The following is a 17,520-nucleotide window of genomic DNA, read 5'->3' as shown; positions in this document are numbered from 1 at the left end:
CACAACGGCCCACCAGGACCCGCGTAGACAGCGCATCGCCGCCCACTGTTCACCGGCCGGGCCACTCCACACCACTGCCGGCGGGCAACCTCTTGCCACCCTCGGGCACCGCTGCCCCATCGCCTACGAGAACGCGCTCAACACACCATCAACTACGTTGGCACTGTCGGAAGAGCAGTGCCTGGTGCACCGACATCGGCCCTGTCCCCAGCACCCCCAGGCGCTGGTCGCGGATCTCCCAGCCGTGCGCCCAGTGGGACCGGATCGACGCCTGGGTGGAGCGCCACGGGGTGACCGAGTGAGCCGGGGGGTGGCGGTGTCGACGGCAGACGGGTTCGCGCGGCGCCGGCCTCGTCGGCGCTCGACGCGCTGCGGGCGGAGGCCGGCCTGACGTCGCTTCGCTGCCGTGGCCGCCGTTGACGCGGCTGCCGCCTACCGGATGGGCTCAGCCACCCGCGCGGTGACGTGACTGGACACCCGCGGCGCGCTGGCGGGCAGGGCGAAGGCCGACCCGGGAGACACCGTCGACGTGGGCCGCTCGCCGTCCGGCGGCCCGTAGCCCCGCACCGTCCTGTGCCCACGCCCCTTGCCGCAGCGGGATCGGGGTAGGCGGACTCAACCGGCAGGACAGGGAGGCGCGTGATGGGTGCGATGAGGATCAGAGCCACCGGATGGGCCCGCTCCTTCCCGGTCAGTGGCGGAGTGCGGGCCGGCCGCCAGTGGGCGCGCAAACACCTCGACGACCTCGGGTGGACCGCCCAGGTACCGGACACCGCGGACGACGTGGTGCTCACCGTGTCGGAACTGATCACCAACGCCCACATCCACGGGCACAGCAGCGCCCAACTCGTCCTGCTCTGGGACCGGCGATACCTGTACGTCTGCGTCCACGACTCCTCCAGCGAGCTCCCCCAGCCCCGGCCGCCGGACGCGGACCGGCCGGGCGGACGGGGCCTGGCGATCATCGACACCCTCGCCGACGACTGGCGCACCCGGGCACAGACGGACGGCAAGACCATCACCGCCTGCTTCCACGCCCCGGGGCAGCCGGATCCGCACGCCGGCACCGAAGGCTGAGGGCAGGACCGCCGGGTTCTCCCTCGCCGCCGGGCGCGGGTGGCGAACCGGGACGCCGAGTCCTGATCGGGCGTCGGGGCCGCGCGGCCAGGTCCGAAGGACCGTCACCCCGCTTACCTGTGGACGGAGTCGGGTGTCAGCCGCCGGATCGGGGGCAGCCGAAGATCAGTCCCTACCAGCGAGGAGTGAGAAGCGATGGGTATCGGCAGCTGCATCCTGCTGTTCGCCCTGGGTGCCGTACTGGCGTTCGGGGTCAATTGGCATCTGTCCGGAATGGACGTCCACCTGGTGGGCTGGATCCTGATGGCGGCCGGCCTGCTCGGCCTGATCGCCTACGGAAGCATCTTCCGGCGCGGGCGCTCCACGGGCCGTGCGGGAGCGGACGAGGTGGTCGAGGAGCGGCGCTACTACGACCAGCCGTGAGCCGAGACGATGGAGCTACCGGGACGAGCGGCGCACGGAAGTCAGTGCCCGCAAGCAGTGCCCGACGCGGTCCGGTCGCGGCCGAATCCACAGTCCGCCGTAGCGCTACCGGGCGTCACCGCGTCCCGGAACCGGAACGCGGTGACGCCACGCCCGGGCGCCGGCCCTCTCCCCCCGCCATCTCCTGCACACGTCCCGAGTACCCGGATGCCACGTACCGCACCATGAGCGGGACGGCGGGATCATGCAGCGGGGACGTCGAACTCGGCCCAGACGGTTTTGCCCAGCCCCTCGCCCTGCGGCGTGGATCCCCAGCGGCTGGCCAGCAGCGCCACCGTGTGCAGGCCGTGGCCGCCGATTCGGCCCGGCGAATGCGGCAGTCGCGGCTGCGGAGGCGTGGCAAGCCCGTCGAGGACGTCGATGCGCAGGCTCCGCTCGGTCGCCTGCACGATCAGCTGTTCGGGGCCGCCGGCATGCCGGCAGGCGTTGGTGACGAGTTCGGAAACAACCAGCAGCACGTCATCGGCACGGGCCTGCTGGTCCGGGTCGCCGGTGGGCAGCCATCCCCAGTCGTGCAGGGCCTGGCGGGTGTGGTCACGACAGCGCCCCACGGTGCCGGCGGCGCCGTTCAGGGTGAGTCGGCGGATCTGCCCGTGGGGAGGGAGCGCGGGCAGCACCGGCCGGTCGCTGGTCCGGGGATCGCTCGCACTCATCTTTCCTCAATCTGAAGGCCGGATGTTGGGTGACGGGTCGACTGCCGCGACGTCGTCTTCCCGCCGATCGCGGCGGGACACGCGAGGGGGAAGCACTCACCGCAGGATGGCGGCGTCCAGGTCGGGGCGGATATCGAACACCCTGTCGACACCGGTGATCCCGAATACGCGGGCCACCGTCGGCTGCAGGCCGGCCAGGACGAGGGGGCTGCCGGCTTCCTCGGCGGCGAGTCGGGCTGCGAGCAGGGCGTTGAGTCCGGTGGAGTCGCAGAACCACAGATCCCGGCAGTCCACCACCAACCGGCGGCCGTCAGGCCGACCCAGGGCATCGGCAAGTCGCCCGCTCAGCAGAGCCACGCTGTCATGATCAAGCTCGCCGGCCGGCGATACGACCACGGTCCGACCATGGATCCGAACATCGACGGTCAGACGGTCGGCCGCGGCCCGGGCCCCGGCCCCGGTTCCTTCGACGGCACTGCTCTGCATGGCGCTCCTCTGCGCTGGATGTGACGCGTTCGTCAGTCTGCCATGACCCGACAATGCCTCGCCCGAGCCCGGCAAGGCCGGCGCTGCCGCACGGGGTGAGGACCGGTGCTACGAACGGCGGACGGCGGTGGGGCGCAAGGGCGACTGGTGCACGCCAGTGCTCAGCATCCGGACCTCGTCGCGGTCGCTGATCTCCACGCAGAGTATGCCGCTGCGGTCGCGATAGAGCGGATGCCCGCCCGGGCCGGTGGCCTCCTGACGCTGCACCACGACCACGTCGGGGTTGCCGGGGCGGCCGAAGGCAGGAGTGTGACGGAAAGTCAGCTCATAACGTTCGTGGGACACGGAAGTCCTTCCATCGTGGGGACCAGCCAGGCGGCCCGGCTGTCGCGACGTGAGCGCGCCGCTTCGCCCGGGCATCCCGGCGGATGCCCGGGCGAAGCGGCGCGCTGCCGCCTACCCCCGTTCCACGGGTCCACTCCCTCCCCGCACCCGTCGTCGGGGACGTCGGCCGCACCGGATGCCGGCTCCGTGGCCAGGCCGACACCGTGCCGCGGCTTGGTCCAAGTGAAGGGCCGTGGATTCTCGTTCCAGACGGCGATCCACGCCTTGATGTCGGCTTCGAGGGCCCCCGTCAAGTCAGCGTCGCTCTGTGGAGCACACATGTTGACCTCTGATCCAGGAGGGCGCTCCGTCAGCGATGTCCCGAGGCGGCTCGCTTCGGACTGTCGCGATCACCAAGCAGGCCCGATCTTTCCTGGGGCCGACTTCCGGCCAGCCTCGAATTTTTCCGCTACGGATGCAATCCGAACAGTTACGTTGTGTGCGCATGTGGGTGTGGTGCCCGCACTGGACACCTGGAAAGGGTGTGGTTCCGCATGGCCGCGTTCCCGATGACCCCCGAGGACCGTCTGCAGAAGCTGCGCGCCACCCTGTCGGGTGGACGGGCCGAGACGCCGGCTGGCCGGCGGCTGCGGCTGAACCGTCCGGGCAACGTTCTGGTCGGCGCGCTGCTGCACGGCGCCGACCGGATGGAGAAGGGCCTGGAGCTGACCGACCTCGAGCAGCGCCTGATCGATCTCGTCGGCGACTTCGTCCCGGTAGAGGAGCTCGGCGAGTTCGGCCGGGTCTACCGCGAGGCGGCCGCGCGCGGCCCGATCACCATCCTCCCGGAGAGGATCACGAGCCTGCCCCTGGAGACCGGCTACAGCCTCGCCGACCTCAAGGCCGACCTTCCGGCAATCACCGCACAGGTCATGGCGCAGCCCAACGTGCGCGTCGTCGACGTCAGCGCGCTCCGGGAGGGTGAGCCGCTGGACGACGAGGAGTTCGTGGCTGCGCTGGCCGAGTACGGACGCGGTGCCACGTTCCTGAAGGGGAGCGCGAGCGGGGATGGGGTGGCGGCCGCGGACGACATTCAGGGCCAGGTGCGGATGCACGCCTTCACCTGCGAGCGTCGATCGAACGAGCTCGGCAAGGACGAGATCTACTGGGGGATCGCCTCCGGCAGTGACCGCCAGGCCAAGACGTCGTACAACACGCGGGAGTACGGTTCGACGGTCGCGGGTACCCGCCACGTCTTCGACGCCAACACCTTCGTCTTCAACGGAACGCTGAACCAGCACATCACGTGTGAGATCCAGTGTTGGGAGGCCGACGCCAGCCCCGGCGGCTTCTACACCGAGCTGCGCAAGGCACTGGCCCGGTGGGCGGAGGCGGCCCTGGACCTGTCGGTCACGCTCACCAAGTCCGACTCCGATACGGCGGCTGGCTGGGCGGCCTGGTTCGCCATCGGCGCCGGCCTGCTCAACCTCATCCTGGGCTGGCTCATCAACGACGACGACCTGGTGTGCGAGCGCTCCTTCGCGTTCAACCGCGCGGCGCTACGCGACCTGGCAGGCCGCCCGCAGGGCGACACCTGGCTGTTCGACGGCGGCAGCCAGGGACGGCACCGCCTGGAACTGCGCTGGACCGGCGCGGACCCGGGCGTCGGCAACGACCGCGCGCTGACGATGAACGCCGACGGCCGGGTCGCGGGCGACATCTTCGGCGGCGGCGCGGACCAGAGCCTTCGGCTGGTCTCGCAGGTCGACGGCTCCACCGGCATCCGCGGTGCCTACAACAACGTCGTGCTCACCATCACCCCTGCGGGCGCTCTGACAGCCCGGTCCTACACGGGCGGCCAGGACCAGAGCTTCACGCTCGTAGCGCAGGCCGACGGGTCCACCGGCATCCGCGGCAAGTACTACAACTTCGCCCTCACCATGGACGCCAACGGCAACGTCACGGGTCACCCCTACAACGGCAGCCCCGATCAGAGCTTCATCCTCGTCACCCAGGCCGACGGCTCCACCGGCATCCGCGGCAAGTACCACGCGGCCGGCTGAGCCGCCATCACCGACAACGGCGTCGCCCCGGTGCGCCCACGGCGTTCGTCCTGTCCACCGTGGCCCCCGACGACCAGCCGCGTGTAGTGCGATGCGGTGACCGCTGGCCGCTTGCCTTCCAGCAGGCGGCCAGCGGCGTTTCGGTGGGCATCTCGCACTACTGGCGCCGCGAACTCGAACCCGTTCCGCGCCTCTACCTCGGCCACCTCGAGCGCGGCGCCTACGTCGACCGGCTCGTCCAGGTTGGCGAGACCACCGCGCTCACGACCTGTTCCCCCTCGACCTCGACCCCGCCGCGCTGGGCTGCGCCGGTAACCGGCAGAGAGTGTGGTGCCGCTCTTGGTGCCGGCGATGGTGGTGAGGTGCCCGGCCCGGTCGTAGGTGCGCTGTTCGGTGTAGCCGTTGATGGCTGGCAGGGTGGTGCTGGTCCGGCCTCGGTACTGGTGGGCTCGCGTATTCAACTGTCGTGGGTTCCCCGAGAAACCCAGCCCGCCGGTGACCAGGTGTGATCGCCGGCGGCGTATCGGGGGGCGGTTCAGGCTGCCCTCGTTGGCATTGAGCTGGGGATGCCCCCCTTGAGTCGTTGCGAGCCCGGGATCACTGGGTACCGCGGGAACTTGCGAGATCGAACCGGGGACTGGATCTCCCAAGGGCAAGGTCGGCTCCGCCTGCCTCAAGTACTGTGACTTCGCGTGATCGAATCCGAGATTGAGATCAGCGAAGATCTGATCCGTGACCTGCTATGGGAGCAGCACCCGGACCTGGCCGAGTTGCCCATCCGTGAGGTGGAGGGCGGTTGGGGAAACCAGATGTGGCGGCTCGGGGACGAGTTGGCCGTCCGGATGCAGCGGATGGAGAAACTCCCCGATTCGCAGCTCAAGGAGCGCCGCTGGCTGCCGGTGCTGGCCCCGCGCCTGCCGCTGCCGATCCCGACTCCGGTGCGGAGCGGTGCACCGTCCGAGCGCTTCCCCAAGGTCTGGACCGTCATGACATGGGTGGAAGGCACGCCGCTGGACCACGGCTCGATCACCCGCGGCGACCACGCGGCCGACACGCTGGCGGCCTTCCTCAAGGCGCTGCATGCGGAGGCGCCCGCCGACGCGCCGGACTCCTCGGCCTTCGGCGCTCACCCCAGGAAGTGCACGGACGGCTTCGAGAGCTTCCTGCAGGCCGTGGACCTCGGCGGCTTCGCCGAGGACGACATCCGGGCCGTGTGGGACGACGCGGTGATGGCTCCCGAGTGGGGCGGCCCGCGGGTGTGGGTGCACGGCGACCTGCACCCCGCGAACGTCGTCGTCGCGGACGGGACACTCGCGGGCGTCATCGACTTCGACGCGGTCTTCGCCGGCGACCCGGCATGGGACCTTATGGCTGCCTGGCTGCTGCTCCCCGCGGGCGGCGCCGCTCGGTTCTTCAACAGCTACGCACAAGCGGACGAGGCGGCGGTACGACGGGCGCGCGGGCTGGCCGCGATGAAGAGCCTGTTCCTGATGGCCATGGGTCGTGCCGGGGACCGCGGCCTGCCCGGCGGCAAGCCGCACTGGGGGCCAGTCGGCCGGTCGGCACTTGACCGTGTTTTGAAGGGCCTTTGACTGGGGGCTCGCGTTTTCAACTGCCGTGGGTGCTCCGAGGAACCCAGCCCACCGGTGAGCGAGTGTGGTCGCCGGCGGCGTATCGGCTCCAGGTTCCGCCAGTCTCTCGGAGAAGGCGGCTGATGATCTTGTCGTGGTAGCCGAGGGCGTTCGCGACGCAGCCGTGCCGCACCTGGGATCGACCCGTTGAACCCCACCGGTCCACCACCCTCCGTCACTCGCGTCGCATGCGAGAAAACCGCATCTGATGCGAGTCGGCGGACAAACCGCAGGTCAGTCAGCCGGACGAGTGACACCAGCTGGCATCGCCCTCACGTCCGTCGCTACCGTCACCACCAGTAGGCCGGGCCAACTTCCCTGGTCAGCGTGCTGGTGGGCGCCGTTGGCCACGACGATTCGCGAACCGTCGCGAGTTCGCATCGAGTGCAATTGGCGGCGCTTGGAACATCGGTACAGCGGTTGGCGCTGAGGTTGATCATGGTCGGCTAGGAGCGTGGGTCAGTAACAGCAATCAGTGGTGTCGCGACACATCGGGTTGTCAGGATGTCGGCACCCGGTAGCGGCGCTTGTGACCGGCCATGTCGATGAACTGGCCCCCGTTGGCTTCGATCACACGCTGGGACGCGGTATTCGTCTTGTCGCAGGTCAACAGCGCGTGCGTGATGCCGATCGAGCGGGCGAGGGGCAACGCGGCGGCGAGCATCGCGGTCGCATGTCCTTGGCGCCGTGCGCTGGGCCGTACGTCGTAGCCGATGTGTCCGCCGGCCCTCTCCAATGCCGGAGTCAGCCGGTGGCGGATCGCAAGCCTGCCCAGCATCTGTTCGTGTTCGGCCCACCACAACGTCGTCATCGGCACGAACCCGTCCGTTCGCGCGGCTGCCTCGGTTCGCTCGCTCAGCACGCGCGAGACGTAGTCGGTGAAGGCCACGGCGTCGGTCAGAGCCGGTGGATCAGCGTCGGTGACGAACCACGGAACCGGGTGGTCGGGGTCTGCGCGGAACTCGGCAAGCGCCGCCAGGAACGATGTCCTCAGCCTGACAGTCGGGGCGATCAGCTTGGGCATCCCATCATGATGCCCGCCCGTCTGACATGGCCCCAGCTGTTTTCGGAAGATCGCCGCTCTCGCTACTGAGGCCGGGTCTTCGGGATCTGCCATGCGGAATGATGGCGGCATGCATGGTGGAGGGGACGGCTTGTTCGAGATCGCGCCGGTCGAGCGGAGGCAGCTGAGCTCTCGATCGACCGCGGCGGACAAGACGTTCCGGGTGTTCGACCCGCATCAGGTCCTGCTGCTGCCGCCGTCGCTGGACGACTGGCTGCCCGAGGGCCACCTCGCCCGGTTCGTCGCTGACCTGGTTGATGAGGTGCTCGACCTCTCCCCAGTCCTGGCCGACTACACCGAGAAGCGGGGCTACCCTCCCTACGACCCGAGACTGATGGTGCGTCTGCTGATCTACGGCTACACCACCGGTGTCCGCTCCTCCCGAGCGATCGAGCGCAAGTGCGCCGACGACGTCGCGTTCCGGTTCCTGGCCGCCGACCAGGCCCCGGACTTCCGATCGATCGCCCGGTTCCGCCGCCGCCACCTCGACGCCCTGTCCGACCTGTTCACCCAGTCGCTGCAGCTGGCGACCAAGCTCGGCATGGTCAAGATGGGCCGCGTCGCCCTGGACGGCACCAAGCTCGAAGCGAACGCCTCCAAGCACAAGGCCATGAGCTACAGCCGCCTCGTCGACAAGGAAGAGCAGGTCGAGGCCGAGATCGCCGACCTGGAAGCGATGGCCGCCGCGTTGCTGGCCGACACCGAAGCGAGTGACACGGCCGAGGACCAGATCTTCGGTGTCGACGGCAAGGACACCGACCTGCCCGCCGAGCTGGACCGCCGCGAGAAGCGCCTCGCCAGGATGCAGGCCGCCCGCGCCCAGATCGAGGCCGAAGCCACCGAGAAGGCACGCGTGCACGCCGAGGAGAAGGAACGCCGCCGCCAACAGCGTGCCCACGCCTTTGACGAGCAGGCCGTCACCGAGGCCGGGCAGAAGGCCGCGGCGAAGGCGCGCCCCAAGCCGAAGTCCCAGGCCAACTTCACCGACCCCGACTCCCGGATCATGAAGAACAGCGACGGCGCCTACATCCAGGCATACAACGCCCAGGCCGTCGTCGACGAGGCCCACCAGGTCATCACCGCCGCCGACGTGACCTGCAACGCCTCCGACGCCCTGAACTACACCACGATGCTCGACCAGTCCGCCCAGAACACCGGCCGCCACCCCAAGCAGGCCCTCGTCGACGCCGGCTACTGCTCCGAGACCAACCTCGAAGCCGCCAGGGACCGCCAACTCACGTGCGGCACCGATACATTCATGGCCACCGGCCGCCTCGGCCACGACGAGCAGGTCCCACCAGCACCCCGCGGACGCATCCACAAAGACGCTCGCCGCTTGCCACAACCTCCGCAAGATCTTCCGCCACGCCGGGACAGCAGGCATCGCCGCCCCGGCCAGCTGATCCAGCCAGGGTCCCCGGCCACGTCACGAGCCCTGCCCGCCGGGCACCGGGCGGACAGACCCCCGCCCGAACCCCACACAGGCCCCGCCGGGGAGCCGCCACGACCGATCCGCCGGTCACAGGAGCGGAGCCGCTTGCTCGTTACTGACCCACGCTCCTAGCCCTGGAGGGCCGCGTCAACCGTGGCGTACTGGGGAAAGACGGCGGATGCGCCGGTGATCTCCAGAAGGCGCTTCATCGGCTCCGGTACCGCGGCCAGCCGCATCCCCGTGCCCGCCCGCTCGGCGGTCAGTCGGGTCTGCAGGAGGAGGTTCAGTCCGGAGGAGTCGCAGAAGGTGACGGCCGCCAGGTCGACGATCAGCCAGTCGGTGTGCGGGCTGAGTGCCTCGTCGAGGGCCGCACGGGCCGAACCCACGCGGTCCAGATCCAGGTCGCCCGCGAGGCGGCACACGACGTGCACGGGAGCCACGCCTTCCGTGACCGGGGCGTGGGGCTCACGCGGGCCAACTGCGCGGCCACGTCCCTCGATGCTCATCGTCATCGCCTCTCTTGCATGATCGGAGAGGGACGCGAGTTCCGCCCCCCGGGGGTGACCATACGGTCAGATGCCGCCACGGTGGTAGCGGGGCCTGCCCGCACCCACGCCTCTTGTAGGATCGGCGACCGCGGCCACGGACCGGGGCCGGCCGCGATCTGAGCCGAGGAGAAGCTGGTGCCTCTCACGCCTGACGACCGCCCGGCTACCCGCCGAGACCATCAGCCCGCGCGCGGGGTCGTGGAGATGCTGGCATGACCGATGCCGAGACCCCCCTGGCGGCCGGCGGACGCTTCGTTCATCCGGCCTTGTTCTACCGCACGACCGAGGAGTACGTCAGCACGGTCGGCGCCTTCGCGCGCCGCGCCCTGGACGCCGCCGAGCCGTGCTTCGTCGCCGTTCCCGGTCACCGGTTGGAGGCGCTGGGCTCGGCCCTGGGCGATGCCGCCGCCGAGGTCGAGTTCGCCGACATGACGGTTCTGGGGCGCAACCCCGGGCGGATCCTCTCCGCTCTGCAGGACTTCGCCGACCGGTATCCCGACCGGCCCGTGCGGATCGTGGGCGAGCCGATCTGGGCAGGCCGGACCCGGGCGGAGATCCTCGAAGCCACCCGGCACGAAGCCCTGATCAACACCGCCTTCGCGCGGCGCGGCGCCACGATCCTGTGCCCGTACGACGTCAGCGCACTGCCGGCGGGCGTCGTCGACGATGCCCGCCGAACCCACCCGACGGTCCTCGACGGCGGCAAGAACCTCCCGAGCCCGCACTACACCGATCCTGCCGTGGTCTGCGGCGACTGCGACCAGGCGCTGCCCGAGCCCGACCAGACGACCCGGCTGACGTACCGCGGCGGGCAGCTGGCCGCGGTCCGCCGGCAGGCTGACGCCTGGGCCCGGACCACCACACTGGAGGGCGCCCGCCGGGGCGACCTCATCCTCGCGATCAGCGAAGCCGTCGCCAACTCGGTGGCCCACGGCGGCGGCAGCGGCACACTGCGCCTGTGGACCACCGGCGACGGCACCGCGATAGCCGAGATCCGCGACGCCGGGTACCTGCGCGACCCGCTGGCCGGACGCAGCCGCACCTCCCCCACCTCCGGAAACGGCGGCCGGGGTCTGTGGATGATCCACCAGCTCTGCGACCTCGTCGAAATCCGCGCCACCCCCACCGGCCTGACTCTGCGCCTGCACATGTCCTCCTGACGGGGTCCAGCAGAATGCGGCTCGCTCGCGGTGCTCGAACCCCATCGCCTGGCCCACCCCGCCGCTCCGCGCTCCGGGGCGGTGCACGGCGCCATTGGCTTCTCCTCGTTTCAGCGTGCTGACCGACCACCTGACCCTCGCCCGCGGTACCTGACGCAGCGTGGGGCTACGGGCTGCCCGCAGCGGCCTGCTGAGCCGTCGTTCCCGGTCTCGCGGATGCGGCGCCGGGCTCGGCAGGGCGGACCTCGCCCAGGTCAGCCCCCGGTTTGAGCAGGCTCTGCGCGGGCAGACGGGCGCCACAAGCCGCTCGGCGGCAGTGGCCACGTGGGGAGGGGCACCCGATGAGCGGGAGCAAGACAGTGGTGACCGCGGAGATTCAGCTCGAGCTGCTCACGGTCGACGGGGCCGGCATCGGCCTGCACACCACCTGGAGCTACGACCCCCAGGACCCGCTCGCCGTTCGCATCGACTTCCTGCTGCCCTTCGGGATGGGCGAGAGCTGGGGTTTCGCCCGCACGCTGCTGGCCGAGGGCCTCAACGCGCCGGCTGGCGAAGGCGATGTGCTCTTCGACCCCGAGACGGACGGGCTGCACGTGCTGATGATGCTCCGCGCTCCGGACGGTGCCGCCGTGTTCCGTGCTCCCGCGAGCGAACTGCGCGCGTTCCTCGGCCGAACGCTCGCACGGCTTCCGCTGGGGGCCGAGCAGTGCGGCGCCGCGCTGGAGCTCTGGCTTCATGCCGTACTCGACGCGGCGTAGCCGCCCTTTTCTGTGCAGATGAAGTGAAGGTGTAAGGACATATCGCAAAGACGGGTCTGTCCGGGGCAATGTGGGGCACTCGAGCCGCGTCACCCCGACCGAGTGATCACCAGCAGAGGAGAGAGCATGCCGACCTTCGCGTCCCGCCCTTCGACCACTGCCCACGTCGACGTCCGTTCAGCCCCCGGCGCAGCCCCCCGCGCAGCTGAGGCGATCGATGACGAGGTGACCTGCTCGGCCGACCTGGTCCGGGTCGCCGGCCGCCTGGGGATCGAAGCCAGCCGGCCCGCTGCCGTCTGCCCTGCTGACGCGCGCGAGCTGTCCAAGGCGCTGTTCGCCCGGCTGCGCGCGGCGGAGGAGGGCACGTCCGAGTACTCGTACGTGCGCGGCACCCTGATCGAGCTGAACATGGCGCTGGTGAGGTTCGCGGCGAGCCGCTTCGGCCACCGCAAGGAGCCGGTCGAGGACATCGTCCAGGTCGGCACGATCGGCCTCATCAAGGCCATCGACCGCTTCGACCTGTCGTTCGAGGTCGAGTTCTCCACCTTCGCGCTGCCGACCATCAGCGGCGAGATCAAGCGGTTCTTCCGGGACACCGGCTGGATGGTGCACGTCCCGCGCCGGCTGCAGGAACTGCGCCTGACACTGGCCAAGACCAGCGACGCGATGGAGCAACTGCTGGACCGCCTTCCCACTCCGGGCGAGCTGGCCGCGCACCTGGACCTGCCCGAGGACGAGGTACGCGAGGGCCTGATCGCCTCCCAGGCGCAGAGCGCCACCTCGCTCGACGCCCCCGCGCCCGGCAGCGACCACCGGAACGGCGGCGACGCGCTGGGCGACCGGGTCGCGCAGGAGGAGGGCGCCTTCGAGACCGTGCTCTGCCTGGAGACCCTCAAGCCGCTCATCGCCGCCCTGTCCGAGCGCGACCGAAGCATCCTCTCGCTACGCTTCGGCGCAGAGTTGACTCAGGCCGAGATCGGTCGCCGGCTGGGCATCTCACAGATGCACGTGTCCCGGCTGCTCACGCGTACCCTGACCGGCCTGCGGGCCGAGCTCCTGGCCAAGGGCTGATCCTCGCCGGGATGACCCACCAGTGGCACCCGACACCTCGAACGTCCCCGCGAGGTGCACGCCCGCAAAAGTCCCACGGAACGAAAGCTCGCCGCAGGCCAGTCCGACCCCGGACCGGCCTGCGGCGGTCCGGTCATCACGGGTCGCCAGAGGTCCGCCCCGTACGGGTGGGACAGGCCAACGACCCCTGGGCAGCGGACACTTCGACACGCGCCGCCGTCCGCCGGCCGAAACGGCCGCCGTCTACGAGATGTTCCAGACGAAGCGGGACGGGGCGGTCAAGGTGTTGTTCCATCCCTGAAGCCGCCGGCATCGGCCAGGGCCGCACGGACGCTCCCGTGGACGGCGAAGAGCTGATCGGTGCCGGTGAGTTCCAGCAACCGCGTGGTCTGCGGCGACGCCGCGGCCAGCACCATCTCGACGTGTGCGGCCCGCGCGTCCAGACGGGCGGCGATCAGCGCGTTGAGGCAGGAGGAGTAGCAGAAGGCCAGGCCGGCCAGGTCGACGATCACGAGCGGCGGGTGATCACTGATCGCCTGGGCGAGAGCGTCGTCGAGGAAACGGCGCGTGTCCTGGTCCACCTCACCGTCGAGGTGGACGATCACAGCCGTCTCGGGGACCGTCGACAGGGTGACCTGCAACCGCGGTGCGACGGCCCGTGGACGGTCGGAGTAGTAGTCGTGCCGGTCGGGCCCGGAAGATTCCCTCACCTTGGCTCACCGTCCTGTGGCTCCGGGTGCTGTTCTGCGTACTGACCGACGTGACCGGAGCGGGGATCACGGTGGGGGTCGGCGCCGGGAGGAAGGTCTGCGAAGAGGTCCAGAAAACCGGCGATCTCGTGGTGGGCCTCGGCCGGGTGACGGAAGAACGTGCCGCGCACGACGCGGTAGTGGTTGCGACGGCCGTGCTTGGAGCGGACCACGTAACCGGCGCTCTCCAGGTCGGTGACGATCGCCTGCACCGCGCGCTCCGTCAGCCCGCACATCATCGCGAGTTCCCGCAGGCGCACCTCGGCGTTGTGCGAGATCATCACCAGCACCCGGGCGTGGTGCGTCAGGAACGTCCAGCTCGTGCGGGGCTGCCGCTCGTCCGACATACCCCAAGTATGAACCCGGATTCCGGTCTCGTCATGCTTGATTCCGGCCTCCGGTGTCTCGCGCTGGCCCGCCCGCCGGCGGAAGGATCCTGGAACGGCCGTGGAGGCCGGCGAGCGAGCCGTCATCGAGGTCCCCACCACACCGTGCCCCGCTTCCCCACGCGGGACCCGCGGGTCACTGCGGCGGGCCCGGTGTGTCCTGCCGTCGGGCACGATGCCTACCCGGGCCGCCCGGCCGGGCTGCCGGGTCGGGGCCCGGACCGGGTGTCTGCCACGAATCCCGTTCGGGACTCACTGCGTCGCCGGCCCGGGATCCCAGGGCCTGGGCGGTCGGAACGGGCGACCTCCGTCGGCGCACCCGGCGACTGCCCCACACGACCGCACCGATCAGGACGGCCACGATCGCCAGGGCCGGTGCCCCCAGGACCGCGAGCGCCCGGCCGCCGTCGGCGGCGATCACCATCGGGGTCGACATCAGGTGCACCCGCACCGGCTGGGCGAGCCCCCTGAGCACGGACGCGTCCGCTGAGCGGGCCGTGCCGCCGTCACCAGCGGTACCAGCGACTACGACTGCCGGCCCCGTCCACCGAACGGGCGACGAATCCGATCAACCAGACCACCAGGACGAACAACGCCACCCACCACAGCAGTTTGACGGCGAAGCCGAGACCGAACAGAGCCAGAGCGAGCAGCAGTACCAGGAGAAGAGCAATCATTGGTACATCCCCTTCATGAGCATTCGAAGCGTCCGGGTGACGGACAGCATGTCGAGATACTGCTGTCCCCGATCTGCCGTTTCACTCACACCGTTTTCCTCTCCCCCGAAGACGTGCTGAGCAGGATGCCTCGCGAGCATCGCCGCCGAGAAGCTTCCGGCCTCGACGAAGCGCCCGAATCGCTCCGTGAACAGTGGCGCGCAGAGGTGCCTCCGGATTCGCCGAAGCCCGGCCACCCTCGCACCCTCGCAGCCGAGTCGGGCCCGGCGATGCCGGGCCCGACTCGGGCGTGCACAGGGCACGGGCATGGGGCGACGGGAAGGCCCCTTGCCGGTTCCTACCAGTAGTGGCGGCGCCCAGCGACCTCGTGGCCGGCCGCGCCCATGGCCCACAGCGCGACGCCGAGGAGGGCCAGGATGATGCCGACGGTCCACAGGATGGAAAGGCCGGTGACGAATCCGATGACAAGGAGGATGACTCCGAGGGCGATCATGATGAAACTCCGTTCTCTCCCCCGCCGATATGTTCCTCCGCCGGCAAGGCGGGTCCGGCGACCTCCGTATTCTCGACATTCGATTTCTCGGTCTTCGACGAGGAATCCGCGACGCCGCCTTCCGACGTGCGGTGGCGACGTCTGCTGTCGTTTTCTCGCGTGCACCATAGGGGCATGGGCAGACCAGCGAGAAAGGTGTCGAAGCCGCGTTTCACATTCGGCCGCGCAGCGCGGGTCAGCGACAGCGACCGCGTGGCTCAGCCGTGCCGCATGTCGTCCGGGTCGACGGGCAACGGCGGTGCCCCTTCCCCGGTCATCCGAGCCTGGGGGCCGTCCAGCCGGGTGTCCCCGAGCCCCACGGGTTCGCCCGCCGCGGGGGAGGCCGGGCCACCGTCCGGCGCCAGCCGACCGCGCCAGGCACCGCTCGCGCGGTCCTGTTCCTCGATGAAGCCCTTGAACCGCTTGAGGTCGCCCTTGACCTGCCGGTCCAGGACGCCGAGCAGGTCGCCGGCCCTCTCGGCCATGCCATGGGGCTCGAAGTCCATGACCAGGCTGACGCGGGTGTGGGCGTCGTCGAGGCGCTGGAAGGTCACGACGCCCTTCTGTCGAACGTCACCACCCACCGTCCGCCAGGAGATCCGCTCGTCGGGCTGCTGGTCGACGATCTCGGTGTCGAACTCCCGGTGCGCACCGGCGACCTTCGCCGTCCAGTGGCAGCGCCGGTCATCCGTCTGGCGGACCTCCTCCACGCCGTCCATGAAGCGCGGGAAGTCCTCGAACTGCGTCCACTGGTTGTAGGCGCTGCGCAGCGGGACGTCGACGTCGATGGTCTCTCTCACCTTGCTCACAGCAGTCTCCCTCGGAATCGGTTCTCGTTCTCGGTGATGCCGCGCGCCTGCCCACGAATCGGCCGCCCAATCAGGCGACTTGCGTCCTGGGAGCCGCGTGGACGGCCGCCACCGGGGCGCCGACCATGGCCGGAACCCGCGGCTCGGGCGGCTGCCGCTCAGTTCAGGATGCTGACGGCGCGGGCGATCACGAGCAGCGAGGTGAGCAGGGCCGCGATGCCCTGCACGCTCATCAGGACCTTGGCCCGGCTGGAGAGCGGCATGGTGTCGGTGGGGCTGAACGCGGTCGAGTTGGTGACGGACACGTACAGGTAGTCGATCAGCGTCGGTACCCAGTCGGCGCTGATGCTGGAGCCGTCGGCGACTTCCTCGACGGTGTCGTGGTTCTCGTCCTGGGAGAAGCGGAAGTCCGCCATGGGGAGTTCGGCCCGCGGCAGCTGGGTGCGGCTGACGGGGCCGCCGCGGTCCAGTTCCCAGTAGGCCAGCCCGAACACGATGATGTTGGTGAGCCAGACCTGCAGCGCGGCCACCAGCAGCGAGCCGCCGTTCTTGATGCCGGAGGCGACCAGGTCGTGGACCAGCAGCCCCAGGGCGAACAGGTTCCCGGCCGCGATGATCCCCACCAGCCCCAGCGACAGCACCCGCGAGACCCTGGTCTGCCGTGTCATCCGCCGGGGATTGATCACGATCAGCGGCACGAGCAGCATCAGTTCCAGCGCCGGCAGCACGAAGCGCGGTGCGACCAGCAGGCTCTGCGGCAGCAGCAGGTACAGGGCGGTGGCCACCAGCGTGGCGACCACCGCGGGTAGTCGCGCCTCACCACGCCGCTCGTGACGTGGGTGCCTGGTGCGGGCTTCCTCGCGTGTTCGCGCCATGGTTCGTTCTCCCGGTGGGCTGCCGCGTGCTGGCATCACCCGCGGCAAACGCGACGGCTCGCCGCGCGCGGGACCGCCGTGACCGGGCGGCTGTTCTGCGTCTGTCCGAAGTGGACCGGTCCAATCACACGTCGCCGGGATGTGGGGCGTTGGTGCCCCGGCCCGAGGTGGCAGCTCTGCCGGTGAGGACTCCGGCGCTGATCGCCTGGTGCCAGCCGTTGAGCGTGCGGGTCTGCTCGGCCGCCCGGTGCAGGAGCCGGTCCAGGTCGTCCCGGTCCAGGCGCGGGTCGTTGTCCGCGATGGCGCGCAGGGCCTGCCACAGCGCGGTCTTGCCCTCGACGCCGGCGCGCATCGTCTCGAGTTCGATGAGGTCGCTCAGTGGGGAGCGGCGTGCCAGCGTTCCGTTGGGCTTGAGGCGGGCGATCCGCTCCCCCGCGAGGCCGAGCCAGGTGCGGTAGTGGCGCACCGGTACCGCGAGGCTGTTCATGATCCGTACGAGGTCGTCGCGGTCCTGCTCCACGTCGCGGGCCAGGCGGCGCAGGTCGGCCGCGCGCCGGCTGTCGGGGTGGACGTCGGCCATCCGACGGGCGAGCGCGGCGCCGCCGAACGCACCGGTCAGGTGGTCGTTCAGGTAGATGCTCAGAGGCTCCGACAGGAGCTGGGGAGACATCGCTTGTCCTCCGGGAGGGTTGGCTGGGGTGTTCTTCCATGGTGCTCCGCGCGCGTGCCCCACGCCGCCGGCC

Annotated in this window: 20 protein-coding genes and 1 pseudogene; 9 read left to right on the top strand and 12 right to left on the bottom strand. The window is 70.2% G+C overall.

Annotation, left to right across the window (positions count from 1 at the left end):
• Window positions 1-642: 642 nt before the first annotated feature.
• Together ABD323_RS19010 and ABD323_RS19005 are read left to right on the top strand one after the other, a co-directional pair.
• Window positions 643-1,077 carry an ATP-binding protein gene (locus ABD323_RS19010; protein ID WP_425556061.1) on the top strand — a complete coding sequence of 145 codons (435 nt, stop codon included), beginning with the start codon at window positions 643-645 and terminating at the stop codon, window positions 1,075-1,077.
• A 195-nt stretch (window positions 1,078-1,272) separates the two neighbouring features.
• Entirely contained in the window at window positions 1,273-1,500 is a 228-nt protein-coding gene (locus tag ABD323_RS19005; RefSeq protein WP_344442896.1) for a DUF6458 family protein, read from the top strand.
• Window positions 1,501-1,742: 242 nt separating this feature from the next.
• On the opposite strand, the gene ABD323_RS19000 is transcribed toward ABD323_RS19005, so the two are convergent.
• From ABD323_RS19000 to ABD323_RS18990, 3 genes are all read right to left on the bottom strand, one after another.
• Window positions 1,743-2,177 carry an ATP-binding protein gene (locus ABD323_RS19000; protein ID WP_344442895.1) on the bottom strand — a complete coding sequence of 145 codons (435 nt, stop codon included), beginning with the start codon at window positions 2,175-2,177 and terminating at the stop codon, window positions 1,743-1,745.
• Window positions 2,178-2,309: 132 nt separating this feature from the next.
• Complete coding sequence (locus ABD323_RS18995) at window positions 2,310-2,699, bottom strand: anti-sigma factor antagonist (RefSeq protein WP_344442894.1); 390 nt, start codon at window positions 2,697-2,699, stop codon at window positions 2,310-2,312.
• 108 nt (window positions 2,700-2,807) lie between these two features.
• Entirely contained in the window at window positions 2,808-3,044 is a 237-nt protein-coding gene (locus tag ABD323_RS18990) for a DUF6296 family protein (protein WP_344442893.1), read from the bottom strand.
• A 533-nt stretch (window positions 3,045-3,577) separates the two neighbouring features.
• Here ABD323_RS18990 and ABD323_RS18985 point away from each other — a divergent pair.
• The 3 genes from ABD323_RS18985 to ABD323_RS18975 all read left to right on the top strand — a co-directional run bounded on the left by ABD323_RS18985 (window position 3,578) and on the right by ABD323_RS18975 (window position 6,678).
• On the top strand, window positions 3,578-5,086 hold the full coding sequence (locus tag ABD323_RS18985) for an RICIN domain-containing protein (RefSeq protein WP_344442892.1): 1,509 nt from the start codon (window positions 3,578-3,580) through the stop codon (window positions 5,084-5,086).
• A gap of 59 nt (window positions 5,087-5,145) precedes the next feature.
• Window positions 5,146-5,595 carry a hypothetical protein gene (locus ABD323_RS18980; protein WP_344442891.1) on the top strand — a complete coding sequence of 150 codons (450 nt, stop codon included), beginning with the start codon at window positions 5,146-5,148 and terminating at the stop codon, window positions 5,593-5,595.
• A 183-nt stretch (window positions 5,596-5,778) separates the two neighbouring features.
• Window positions 5,779-6,678, top strand: coding sequence for an aminoglycoside phosphotransferase family protein (locus tag ABD323_RS18975; protein ID WP_344442890.1), 900 nt, complete (start codon window positions 5,779-5,781; stop codon window positions 6,676-6,678).
• Between the two features lie 538 nt (window positions 6,679-7,216).
• Here the strand turns inward: ABD323_RS18975 and ABD323_RS18970 are convergent.
• Entirely contained in the window at window positions 7,217-7,741 is a 525-nt protein-coding gene (locus tag ABD323_RS18970; protein ID WP_344442889.1) for a GNAT family N-acetyltransferase, read from the bottom strand.
• A gap of 163 nt (window positions 7,742-7,904) precedes the next feature.
• Between ABD323_RS18970 and ABD323_RS18965 the strand changes: the two genes are divergently transcribed.
• Window positions 7,905-9,344, top strand: a complete 1,440-nt coding sequence (locus tag ABD323_RS18965; protein WP_425556062.1) for an IS1182 family transposase — start codon at window positions 7,905-7,907, stop codon at window positions 9,342-9,344.
• Here the strand turns inward: ABD323_RS18965 and ABD323_RS18960 are convergent.
• Window positions 9,341-9,724, bottom strand: a complete 384-nt coding sequence (locus ABD323_RS18960) for an STAS domain-containing protein (RefSeq protein ID WP_344442888.1) — start codon at window positions 9,722-9,724, stop codon at window positions 9,341-9,343. The two genes, ABD323_RS18965 and ABD323_RS18960, sit on opposite strands and share 4 nt — an antisense overlap.
• 248 nt (window positions 9,725-9,972) lie before the next feature.
• Here ABD323_RS18960 and ABD323_RS18955 point away from each other — a divergent pair, with 248 nt between their 5' ends.
• The 3 genes from ABD323_RS18955 (at window position 9,973) to ABD323_RS18945 (ending at window position 12,749) form a co-directional block, all read left to right on the top strand.
• Window positions 9,973-10,920: an anti-sigma factor RsbA family regulatory protein gene (locus ABD323_RS18955; protein WP_344442886.1), complete on the top strand. Its 948-nt coding sequence runs from the start codon at window positions 9,973-9,975 to the stop codon at window positions 10,918-10,920.
• A gap of 341 nt (window positions 10,921-11,261) precedes the next feature.
• On the top strand, window positions 11,262-11,678 hold the full coding sequence (locus ABD323_RS18950; RefSeq protein WP_344442884.1) for an SsgA family sporulation/cell division regulator: 417 nt from the start codon (window positions 11,262-11,264) through the stop codon (window positions 11,676-11,678).
• 126 nt (window positions 11,679-11,804) lie between these two features.
• On the top strand, window positions 11,805-12,749 hold the full coding sequence (locus ABD323_RS18945; protein WP_344442883.1) for a SigB/SigF/SigG family RNA polymerase sigma factor: 945 nt from the start codon (window positions 11,805-11,807) through the stop codon (window positions 12,747-12,749).
• Window positions 12,750-13,027: 278 nt separating this feature from the next.
• Here ABD323_RS18945 and ABD323_RS18940 read toward each other — a convergent pair whose 3' ends face one another.
• The 7 genes and pseudogenes from ABD323_RS18940 to ABD323_RS18910 all read right to left on the bottom strand — a co-directional run bounded on the left by ABD323_RS18940 (window position 13,028) and on the right by ABD323_RS18910 (window position 17,447).
• Entirely contained in the window at window positions 13,028-13,459 is a 432-nt protein-coding gene (locus ABD323_RS18940) for an STAS domain-containing protein (protein WP_344442882.1), read from the bottom strand.
• Entirely contained in the window at window positions 13,456-13,845 is a 390-nt protein-coding gene (locus ABD323_RS18935) for a helix-turn-helix transcriptional regulator (RefSeq protein ID WP_344442881.1), read from the bottom strand. Before ABD323_RS18935 ends, ABD323_RS18940 begins: the two co-directional genes overlap by 4 nt.
• A gap of 545 nt (window positions 13,846-14,390) precedes the next feature.
• Entirely contained in the window at window positions 14,391-14,561 is a 171-nt protein-coding gene (locus tag ABD323_RS18930; RefSeq protein WP_344442879.1) for a hydrophobic protein, read from the bottom strand.
• 337 nt (window positions 14,562-14,898) lie between these two features.
• Window positions 14,899-15,054: a DUF6131 family protein gene (locus ABD323_RS18925; RefSeq protein ID WP_344442878.1), complete on the bottom strand. Its 156-nt coding sequence runs from the start codon at window positions 15,052-15,054 to the stop codon at window positions 14,899-14,901.
• Window positions 15,055-15,440: 386 nt separating this feature from the next.
• A pseudogene (locus ABD323_RS18920) lies at window positions 15,441-15,902 on the bottom strand (SRPBCC family protein); the annotation flags it as partial.
• A 158-nt stretch (window positions 15,903-16,060) separates the two neighbouring features.
• The gene (locus ABD323_RS18915) at window positions 16,061-16,777 is read right to left on the bottom strand and encodes a hypothetical protein (RefSeq protein ID WP_344442877.1); all 717 of its coding nucleotides are present in this window, start codon (window positions 16,775-16,777) and stop codon (window positions 16,061-16,063) included.
• A 124-nt stretch (window positions 16,778-16,901) separates the two neighbouring features.
• Entirely contained in the window at window positions 16,902-17,447 is a 546-nt protein-coding gene (locus ABD323_RS18910; protein WP_344442876.1) for a hypothetical protein, read from the bottom strand.
• Window positions 17,448-17,520 lie beyond the last annotated feature (73 nt).

This window comes from Kitasatospora nipponensis (genome assembly GCF_039528135.1).
In the GTDB taxonomy this organism is placed as follows: Bacteria; Actinomycetota; Actinomycetes; order Streptomycetales; family Streptomycetaceae; genus Kitasatospora; species Kitasatospora nipponensis.
The sequence above is the reverse complement of the archived record's forward strand: the minus strand, read 5'-3'. Positions and strand labels throughout refer to the sequence as shown.